We start from the raw sequence: 10,454 nt of genomic DNA on the forward strand, positions 1-10,454 counted from the left end.
GCCCGTCGCCCAAGTCCCGCTTGGGAAACGGGACCTGGGGTACGCGCTCAGGGCCGGTCGGGCCGCAGCCACTCGTGCATCACCGCCAGCAGGTGGTCGGTCTCCACCGGCTTGGTGATGTGGTCGGTGGCGCCCGCCGCGAGGGACTTCTCGCGGTCGCCCTTCATCGCCTTGGCGGTCAGCGCGATGATCGGCAGGCCGGCGAACTGGGGCATCCGGCGGATCGCCTCGGTGGTCGCGTAGCCGTCCATCTCCGGCATCATGATGTCCATCAGGACCAGCGCGACGTGCTCGTGCTGCTCCAGCATCTCGATGCCCTCGCGCCCGTTCTCGGCGTACAGGACGGTCAGGCCGTGCTGTTCCAGGACGCTGGTGAGGGCGAACACGTTGCGGACGTCGTCGTCGACGATCAGCACCTGCTGGCCGCCGAAGCGCGCGTCGGTGCGGCCGGGGCGCAGCGGGACCGGCTCCACCGGGCGGCCCCCGGCGGGGAGGTCCAGGGCGGCGGTGCGACGGCGCTCCACGGCGCCGCGGCGGCGCTCCTCGGCGAGTTCGCGGACCTCCTGGGCCCAGTGATCGGCCGGGTTCTCGCCCACCGGGACGGGAACGCCCACCGGGGTCACGCCGACGGTGGCGCGCAGCACCGGGGTGTTGGGCACGGCCGCCACGGCGGCGCGCTCGGTGGGCGGGGTGTCCGAGGACTCGGTGCGCAGCGGCAGGTAGAGCGTGAAGGTCGAGCCCCTGCCGAGCTCGCTCTCGACGTGGATCTCACCGCCGAGCAGCCGGGCGATCTCCCGGCTGATCGAGAGGCCCAGGCCCGTTCCGGCGTACTTGCGGCTGATGCCGCCGTCGGCCTGCTTGAAGGCCTCGAAGATCTCCCGCAGCTTGTTGCCGGGGATGCCGATGCCGGTGTCGGAGACGGCGAAGGCGATCAGCGGGTCGTCCGGGTCCTTGATCGAGCCGGACTCCAGCAGCTGCTCGCGGACGTGCTGGGGCACGTCCGGCCCGGCCGGGCTGATCGAGAAGTCGACGGCGCCCGCGTCGGTGAACTTGACCGCGTTGGAGATCAGGTTGCGCAGCACCTGCTGGAGCCGCTGCTCGTCGGTGTGCAGGGTGACCGGCAGCGCGGGCGAGACCCGGACGGCGAAGTCCAGGTTCTTGTCCAGCGCGACCGGCTGGAAGGTGGCCTCGACGTAGTCGACCAGCTGGACCAGGGCGATCCGGCTCGGGCGGACGTCCATCTTGCCGGCCTCGACCTTGGACAGGTCGAGGATGTCGTTGATCAGCTGGAGCAGGTCGGAGCCGGCGCCGTGGATGGTGTCGGCGAACTCGACCTGCTTGGGCGAGAGGTTGCCCTCGTTGTTGTCGGAGAGCAGCTTGGCCAGGATCAGCAGCGAGTTGAGCGGGGTGCGCAGCTCGTGCGACATGTTGGCGAGGAACTCGCTCTTGTAGCGGGAGGCCAGGGCGAGCTGTTCGGCGCGCTCCTCCAGGACCTGGCGGGCCTCCTCGATCTCGCTGTTCTTGATCTCGATGTCGCGGTTCTGCTGGGCGAGTTGCTCGGCCTTCTCCTGCAACTCCTCATTGGTGCGCTCCAGTTCCTCCTGGCGGGCCTCCAACTCAGCCGAACGCATGGAGAGTTCCGCGGTGAGCCGCTGGGACTCCAGCAGCAGGCCCTCGGTCTTGGTGTTGACGCTGATGGTGTTGACGGTGACGCCGATCAGGTCGGCGATCTGGTTGAGGAAGTCGAGGGCGACGGTCGTGAACGAGCTGAAGGTGGCGAGTTCGATCACGCCGAGCAGCCGGCCCTCGAACAGCACCGGCAGCACCACGATGTGGGCCGGCGAGGCCTCGCCGAGGCCCGAGGCGATCTTGAGGTACCCGGGCGGCGCCTCCTTGAGGATGATCGCCCGCTTCTCCACCGCGGCCTGGCCGATCAGCGACTCGCCGGGGCGGAAGGTGGTCGGCATCGCGCGCCGCTGGTAGCCGTAGCTGCCGATCAGGCGCAGCACGGTGTCGTTCTCGTCGTCGTCCTCGGTGATCAGCTCGGCGGTGCGGCCGGCCGGCTGGGCGAGGAAGAACGCGCCGTGCTGGGCGGAGACCACCGGGGTGAGCTCGGTCATGATCAGCGAGGCGACCGCCTCCAGGTCCCGGCGGCCCTGGAGCAGGCCGGAGATCCGGGCCAGGTTGGTCTTGAGCCAGTCCTGCTCCTGGTTGGTGCGGGTGGTCTCGCGCAGGTTGGCGATCATCTGGTTGATGTTGTCCTTGAGCTCGTCGAGCTCCCCCGCGGCGTCGACGTCGATCCGCAGGCTCAGGTCGCCCCTGGTCACGGCGGTGGCGACCTGCGCGATCGCGCGCACCTGCCGGGTCAGGTTGTTGGCCAGCTCGTTCACCGACTCGGTGAGGTCCTGCCAGGTGCCGTCCACCCCGGGCACCCGGGCCTGGCCGCCCAGGCGGCCGTCGGTGCCCACCTCGCGGGCGACGCGGGTGACCTCGTCGGCGAACGCGGACAGCTGGTCGACCATCGTGTTGATGCTGGTCTTGAGCTGGAGGATCTCGCCGCGCGCGTCGACGTCGATCTTCTGCGACAGGTCGCCGCGGGCCACCGCCGTGATCACCAGCGCGATGTTGCGGACCTGGCCGGTGAGGTTGTTGGCCATCAGGTTGACGTTGTCGGTCAGGTCCTTCCAGATGCCGGCCACGCCGGGCACGCTCGCCTGGCCGCCCAGGGTGCCGTCGGTGCCGACCTCGCGGGCGACCCTGGTCACCTCGACGGCGAAGGACGAGAGCTGGTCGACCATCGTGTTCAGCGTCCCGGCGAGCGTCGCGATCTCGCCCTGCGCGTCGATGGTGATCTTCTTCGAGAGGTCGCCGCGGGCCACCGCCGAGGCGACCTCGGCGATGTTGCGCACCTGCCCGGTCAGGTTGGACGCCATGAAGTTGACGTTGTCGGTCAGGTCCTTCCAGATGCCCGACACCCCCCGCACCCGGGCCTGGCCGCCCAGGATCCCCTCGGTGCCCACCTCACGGGCGACGCGGGTCACCTCGTCCGCGAACGCCGACAGCTGGTCCACCATCGTGTTGACGGTCGTCACCAGCTCCAGGATCTCGCCCCGGGCGTCGACGGTGATCTTCTTCGAGACGTCGCCGCGCGCGACCGCCGTGGTCACCTCGGCGATGTTGCGGACCTGGCTGGTCAGGTTGTTGGCCATCAGGTTGACGGAGTTGGTCAGGTCCTTCCAGGTCCCGGACACCCCCGGCACGCTCGCCTGGCCGCCGAGGATGCCCTCGGTGCCGACGTCCCGGGCCACCCGGGTCACCTCGTCCGCGAACGCCGAGAGCTGGTCCACCATCGTGTTGATGGTGTTCTTCAGCTCCAGGATCTCCCCGCGCGCGTCCACCTGGATCTTCTGCGACAGGTCGCCCTTGGCGACCGCGGTCGTCACCTGGGCGATGTTGCGCACCTGATCGGTGAGGTTGTTCGCCATGAAGTTGACGTTGTCGGTCAGGTCGCGCCACACGCCCGCCGCGCCCGGCACCTGCGCCTGGCCGCCGAGGCGACCCTCGGTACCCACCTGGCGGGCCACCCTGGTCACCTGCTCGGCGAACCCGGACAGCTGGTCCACCATCGTGTTGATGGTGTTCTTCAGCTCCAGCATCTCGCCGCGCGCGTCCACCTCGATCTTCTGCGAGAGGTCCCCGCGCGCCACCGCCGTCGTCACCTGGGCGATGTTCCGCACCTGGCCGGTCAGGTTGTCGGCCATGAAGTTCACCGAGTCGGTCAGGTCCCGCCAGACCCCGGCCACGCCCGGCACCTGCGCCTGACCGCCGAGGCGGCCCTCGGTCCCGACGTCCCGGGCGACCCTCGTCACCTGCGCCGCGAAGCCGTTGAGCTGGTCCACCATCGTGTTGACGGTGTTCTTCAGCTCCAGCATCTCGCCGGCCACCTCGACGGTGACCTTGCGGGACAGGTCGCCCTTGGCCACCGCCGTCGTCACCTGGGCGATGTTGCGCACCTGGGCCGTCAGCCGCCCGGCCATCGTGTTGACCGAGTCCGCCAGGTCCTTCCAACTGCCCGACACGCTGCGGACCTTGGCCTGACCGCCCAGCTTGCCCTCGGTACCGACCTCGCGGGCCACCCGGGTCACCTCGTCGGTGAACTCCGAGAGCTGGTCCACCAGTCCGTTGACCGTCCGCCCGATCTTCAGGTACTCGCCGCGCAGCGGGTGGCTCACCCCGTTGCTGTGCAGCGAGCGCAGCTCCATCTTCTGGTCCAGGTCACCCTCGGCGATCGAGGTCAGCACCCGGCCCACCTCGGCCATCGGACGGGCCAGGTCGTCGATCAGCGCGTTGCAGTTGTCGACCGCCGCCATCCAGGCGCCCTCGCCCGCACCGGTCTCCAGCCGCTCGTTCAGCCGGCCCTCGCGGCCCACCGCCCGCCGCACCCGGGCCAGTTCACCGGTCAGGTGCTGGTTGCGCTCGGCCACCTCGTTGAACACCGCGGCGATCTCCGCCAGCGGCCCGTCCCCCGGCACCGTCAGCCGGCGCCGGAAGTTGCCGTCGCGCATCGCCGTCAGCGCCGACAGCAGCTTGCGCAGCTCCGCCGGTTCCGCGCCCCGGCCGTGGTTCGCTCGCCGGCCGGCCGCGCTCCGCGGCGCGGCCCCGGGGCGAGCACCGCGCTGGGCGGCCTGCGTCGTACCGGTTGCGTCCTTGGTGGCCGAACTCAACGGGCCCCTCCCACGTCGTGAACTGTCCGGTGGCCCTCCGCGCCCCGGCGGACCGGGGCCCGGGCACCGCCCCGGCTTGGGCTGCGCACCGGCCGCACCTCACGACGCACCGGCACCCGCGTCGACCGTACTGTCCCGACCGACCGTCGCGGACCCCCCAGTCTGGCAGCACCGGCCCCGGGTATACGGCCGGTTGCACACGGTTGTTACCGCCTCTCCCGAAACGCGTGGGCAGAATCACCCTCTGGTGCCCGTTTCGACGCCCCGCCCCCACGGGGAACCAAGCGGAAAGTAGGGTGGAGCGCTGCACCGGGCCACGACCCGTCCCAGCGCCGCCGCCCACCCGCCGGCGCGTACCGGGAGACGGCGCCGCACCCGGACAGCCAGGGCAAGAGCAGCAGAGGAGAAGTGGCAACGTGGTCACCGCGCGCGCAGCCGCCACCTTCGACCCCGACGGCAGGTCCGCGGCCGCCGCCCGGGGCTTCGTCCGGGACGCGCTGCTCGGCTGGGGGCTGCCGGAGGTCGTCGACGACGCCGTCGTCCTGGTCAGCGAACTCGTCACCAACGCCGTCGTGCACGCCGGCACCGCCGCCGACGTCGGCTGCCTGCGCGAGGAGGGCACCGTCCGGATCGAGGTCACCGACCACCACCCGGAACGCGGCCTGCCCGCCTTCACCGACGGCCCCGTCACCTCCTCCGACCGCTACGCCGACCCCGACGGCGAGGGCGGCCGCGGCCTGCTGATGTGCTCCGCCCTCGCCGAACGCTGGGGCGTCGAGTACGCGGCCGGCCGCAAGACCGTCTGGTTCCGCCTCGCCCTGCCGGTCCCCGTCGCCGGCACCCGCTACGCCGTCCCCGCCACCCCCGGCAGCGACCTGCCCAGCGGCCCCGGCCCGGTGCACGTCGCCGTCGTCCAGCTCGACGACGACGGCCGCGTCCTCGCCTGGAACCCGGACGCCGAAGCCCTCTTCCGGCACCCCGCCGACAGCGTCCTCGGCCGCCCGTGGGCCGACCTCGCCGTCTGGCCCGACACCCCCGCCCGCGGCCTCGGCCTCGCCGAGACCCTGCGCCTCGCGCGCTGGGAGGGCGGCTTCGCCGTCCGCCGCGCCGACGGCCGCACCGAGGAGGTGTACGGCGTCCAGGTCCGCGTCCGCGACACCGAGGGCGTCCCCTCCACACTCTGCCTGCTCGTCCTCGAACCCGACCGCGCCGTCCTGCGCTCCCCCGCCCGCGCCCTGCCCGGCGACCGCACCGACCCGGCCGGCCCCCGGCTCGACCTGCTGGCCGGCCCGGTCGCCACCGACGACCTCGACACCCTGCTCCAGCGCACCGTCGAACGCGCCCGCGACCTGCTCGACGCCGACGCCGCCTACCTGCTCCTCACCACCGAGGACGAGACCGAGTTCGAGGTCCGCGCCGCCACCGGCCTCACCACCGGACACCGCCGCCACACCCGCTTCCCGGTCGGACACGGCAACCGCTACGACTCCGCCCGGCTGCCCACCGTCCACGACGACCTGATCGCCCGTCCGGCCGGACCGGCCCTCCTCGACGGCAGCGGCATGCGTTCCCTGGTCACCGTCCCGCTCAAGGTCGAGGGCCGGCTGATCGGCTCCCTCGGCATCGCCACCGCCACCCCCGGCCGCTACGACAACGAGGACGCGCTGCGCCTGCAGTTCGCCGCCGACCGGGTCGCCCTCGCCGTCGAAAGCACCCGCCTCACCGAGCTCGAACGACTGCGCCGCGGCTCGCTCTCCTTCCTCGTCGAAGCCTCCGACCTGCTCGCCGGCACCCTCGAACACGAGCAGACCCTAGCCCTGATGGCCCAGATGGCCGTCCCCACCCTCGCCTCCTGGTGCGCTGTCTACACCAAGGGCGACCACGGCGCCGCGCCCAACCTCGCCTTCGTCCTGCACGAGGACGAGGACCGCATCGACGCGTTGCGCGGCCTGCTCGACAAGACCCCCGCGCCCGACCCCGGTCCCGCCCACAGCGCCCGGTTCTGGCCCGCACCCACCGAGACCGCCGCCGCCGGCGGCCTCACCGACAGCCCCGAACTCGCCGGCGTGCTCGGCGAGACCGTCGTCCTGCCGCTCACCGCCCGCAACCGCGTCATCGGCCTGCTCGCCCTCGGCACCCCGGCCGGCGTCCGCTTCCGCCAGGAGATCCTCGAACTCGCCGAGGACCTCTCCCGCCGGGCCGCCCTCGCCCTCGACAACTCCCGCCTCTACTCCGAGCGCACCGCGACCAGCCAGGCCCTCCAGCGCAGCCTCCTGCCGCCCGACCTGCCCGAGATCCCCGGCGTCGAGGTGGACGTGTACTACCAGGCCGCCGGCGAGGGCAACGAGGTCGGCGGCGACTTCTACGACCTGTTCACCATCCGCGAGGGCACGTACGGCTTCGCCATCGGCGACGTCTGCGGCACCGGCCCCGAGGCCGCCTCCGTCACCGGCCTGGCCCGCCACTCGCTGCGCCTGCTCGCCCGTGAGGGCCTGGACGCCCCGCAGGTCCTCACCCGGCTCAACGCGGCCATCCTGGACGAGGGTTCGCGCAGCCGCTTCCTCACCCTGCTCTACGGCGAACTGACGCCCCGACCGGACGGCAGCACCGAACTGTCCCTGGTCTGCGCCGGCCACCCGCTGCCGCTGCGGCTGCGCACCGACGGCCAGGTCGACCGCGCCGCCACCCCGCAGCCCCTGCTCGGCGTCATGGACGACCTCGACCTCACCGCCGAGCACCTCGTGCTCGCCCCGGGCGAGGTCCTGCTCTGCGTCACCGACGGCGTCACCGAACGCCGCGAGGGCCGCCGGATGCTGGGCGACGACGGCCTCGCCGAGGTCCTCACCGGCTGCACCGGCCTCACCGCCGGGGCCGTCGCCATGCGCGTGCAGCGCGCGGTCGAGCGCTTCGCCCCGGAGCCGCCGTCCGACGACATGGCGATCCTGACGCTGCGGGTGCCCGCCCAGCGCACGAGCTGAGCGCGACGCACCCGTGCCGACCGGGTCGGCGCCGGGGCGGACCCGCCGGACCGCCGCCACTGAGCAGAACTGCCACGGCCGGACCCGCCCGGCGGCCGATCGTGAGCGTTCCACAGCTGACGGCGCCACAAATTGTGCGATTCACAAGGGTACAAGCCTGGTCGGCCCGGGTACACCGACCTCAGCGGGGACTTCCCCCCAACCCTCGGCCCGGAACATTCGGCCCTCGGCCCACCACCTCTGACCGCAGCCCGCGCACGCTCCTGCCGTGCGCCCTCGGCGCGGTCGCGCGCACCTTCTCGCAACCACTCCTTCGGACCACTCCACTGCGTTGACTGCGCCCTGCGCGCGCCCAGAGTGAAAGGAGCCTCCGGTGAGCAACGACGCCTCCGGGGCAACGAACGCCCGTCCCACCGGAGCCGACGCGGGTAACCTCGGCTACCTCGCACTCGGCCTCACACTTCTCGCCTACGGCCTGCTCTCGACCGGAATCCTCAAGGGCACCGGCGCCGGGGACGCGGCCCACCTCGCCCACGTCGTCGGCGGCATCACCCTGTTCGTCGCGGGCCTCTGGCAGCTCCGCGGCGGCGAGGGCTTCACCGGCACCGCGTTCACCAGCCTCGGCGCCTTCTGGGCGACCTGGTCGGTGGCCGGCGGCGCGAGCAAGAACGCCGCCGGGCTGTTCCTGCTGCTGTGGGCCCTGCTCGCCCTCACCCTCACCGCGGCGAGCTGGGGCGCGGGCCTGTACAGCCGGGCCGTCTACGGCCTGCTGACGCTGTCCCTGCTGGTCGCCGCCATCGGCGCGTTCGGCGGCCACGGCAGCCTCACCAAGCTCGCGGGCTGGGTCGCGGCGCTCTCCGGGCTCATCGCCTGGTACGGGGCCACGGCCAGGCTGGGCAACGGCAAGTGGGGTCGGATCGCGCTGCCGCTCAAGTGACCTGCCCGGTCCGCGAACCGGCCCCGCCGGCGTGCCGTCAGCGCCAGGACGGCGTACGCGAAGAGCAGGATCGTCACGGCGACGATGCCGTCCGCCCAGAAGTGGTTGGCGGTCACGACGACCACGGCGACCGTCAGGACGGGGTGCAGCACCACCAGCCAGCGCAACGGACTCCGCGCCACCCGGATCACCGCCACCGCCGCCAGCACGCACCACGCCACGTGCACCGACGGCATCGCGGACAGCTGGTCCGCCACCACCACGCCGCCGACCGCGCCGCCGTACACGGACTGCCCGTACTGCGCGGCCACGTCGACGAAGCCGTTCTCCGGCAGCATCCGCGGCGGTGCCACCGGGATGAACTGGACCAGGAGGCAGACCGCCGTCGTGATCACCACGGTGTTCCGCACCCACGCGTACCGCTCGCGGTGCCGCAGGAACACCCAGAGCAGCACCACCAGCATGACGCCGAAGTGCATGACCGCGTAGTAGTAGTTCGCCAGCCGCACCAGCACCGGGTACGGCGTGATCGCGGCCTGCCACGACGCCTCGTCCGGCAGCCCGACCGCCAGCTCCGTCCGGTGGATCCACTCCGCCCGGTCCAGCGCGTGGTCCGCGCTCATCACCGACAGGTGCCCCACCAGCTGCCACAGCGCGAACAGGGCGAGCAGGGTGCCGGCCTCGCGCAGGAGCGCCGACAAGGACGGCTTCCGGACCCTCGCGGCGACGTACGCGCCGCCGTATAGAACGACGGCGGTGCCCCCGGCGGACTGCCAGGTCAGGGTCAGGTTCTGCATTCGCAGAGGGTAACGCAAAAAGACCCACTCCCGATCGGGAGTGGGTCTTTTTGGAATGATTGTTCGGCGGCGTCCTACTCTCCCACAGGGTCCCCCCTGCAGTACCATCGGCGCTGTGAGGCTTAGCTTCCGGGTTCGGAATGTAACCGGGCGTTTCCCTCACGCTATGACCACCGAAACACTATGAAACTGTCGACCCGCCGGCAAGGCGGTCGTTGTTTCAGAACAACACAGTGGACGCGAGCAACTGAGGACAAGCCCTCGGCCTATTAGTACCGGTCAACTCCACCCCTTACAGGGCTTCCATATCCGGCCTATCAACCCAGTCGTCTACTGGGAGCCTTACCCTCTCAAGGAGGTGGGAGTGCTCATCTCGAAGCAGGCTTCCCGCTTAGATGCTTTCAGCGGTTATCCCTCCCGAACGTAGCCAACCAGCCATGCCCTTGGCAGAACAACTGGCACACCAGAGGTTCGTCCGTCCCGGTCCTCTCGTACTAGGGACAGCCCTTCTCAACACTCCTACGCGCACAGCGGATAGGGACCGAACTGTCTCACGACGTTCTAAACCCAGCTCGCGTACCGCTTTAATGGGCGAACAGCCCAACCCTTGGGACCTACTCCAGCCCCAGGATGCGACGAGCCGACATCGAGGTGCCAAACCATCCCGTCGATATGGACTCTTGGGGAAGATCAGCCTGTTATCCCCGGGGTACCTTTTATCCGTTGAGCGACGGCGCTTCCACAAGCCACCGCCGGATCACTAGTCCCTACTTTCGTACCTGCTCGACCCGTCAGTCTCACAGTCAAGCTCCCTTGTGCACTTACACTCAACACCTGATTGCCAACCAGGCTGAGGGAACCTTTGGGCGCCTCCGTTACCCTTTAGGAGGCAACCGCCCCAGTTAAACTACCCACCAGACACTGTCCCTGATCCGGATCACGGACCCAGGTTAGACATCCAGCACGACCAGAGTGGTATTTCAACGGCGACTCCACAACAACTGGCGTTGCTGCTTCA

3 protein-coding genes, 2 rRNA genes and 1 pseudogene are annotated in these 10,454 nt (G+C 70.9%); 2 read left to right on the forward strand and 4 right to left on the reverse strand.

Annotation, left to right across the window (positions count from 1 at the left end; all coding sequences use genetic code 11):
• Positions 1 to 47 precede the first annotated feature (47 nt).
• Positions 48 to 4,565, reverse strand: a complete 4,518-nt coding sequence (locus tag ACFVU9_RS09085; RefSeq protein ID WP_380445404.1) for a HAMP domain-containing protein — start codon at positions 4,563 to 4,565, stop codon at positions 48 to 50.
• A 575-nt stretch (positions 4,566 to 5,140) separates the two neighbouring features.
• Between ACFVU9_RS09085 and ACFVU9_RS09090 the strand changes: the two genes are divergently transcribed.
• Positions 5,141 to 7,702 (forward strand): SpoIIE family protein phosphatase, encoded by a 2,562-nt coding sequence (locus ACFVU9_RS09090; protein WP_387591440.1) that lies wholly within the window; start codon positions 5,141 to 5,143, stop codon positions 7,700 to 7,702.
• A gap of 373 nt (positions 7,703 to 8,075) precedes the next feature.
• On the forward strand, positions 8,076 to 8,639 hold the full coding sequence (locus ACFVU9_RS09095) for an acetate uptake transporter (RefSeq protein WP_387591443.1): 564 nt from the start codon (positions 8,076 to 8,078) through the stop codon (positions 8,637 to 8,639).
• Positions 8,640 to 8,701: 62 nt separating this feature from the next.
• Here ACFVU9_RS09095 and ACFVU9_RS09100 read toward each other — a convergent pair.
• The 3 genes and pseudogenes from ACFVU9_RS09100 to ACFVU9_RS09110 form a co-directional block, all read right to left on the reverse strand.
• Positions 8,702 to 9,436, reverse strand: a pseudogene (locus tag ACFVU9_RS09100) (phosphatase PAP2 family protein); the annotation flags it as partial.
• Between the two features lie 61 nt (positions 9,437 to 9,497).
• Positions 9,498 to 9,614: ribosomal RNA gene (gene rrf, locus ACFVU9_RS09105) — 5S ribosomal RNA — on the reverse strand.
• A gap of 71 nt (positions 9,615 to 9,685) precedes the next feature.
• A 23S ribosomal RNA gene (locus ACFVU9_RS09110) occupies positions 9,686 to 10,454 on the reverse strand; the annotation flags it as partial.

This window comes from Kitasatospora sp. NPDC057936, assembly GCF_042887525.1.
GTDB lineage: Bacteria > Actinomycetota > Actinomycetes > Streptomycetales > Streptomycetaceae > Kitasatospora.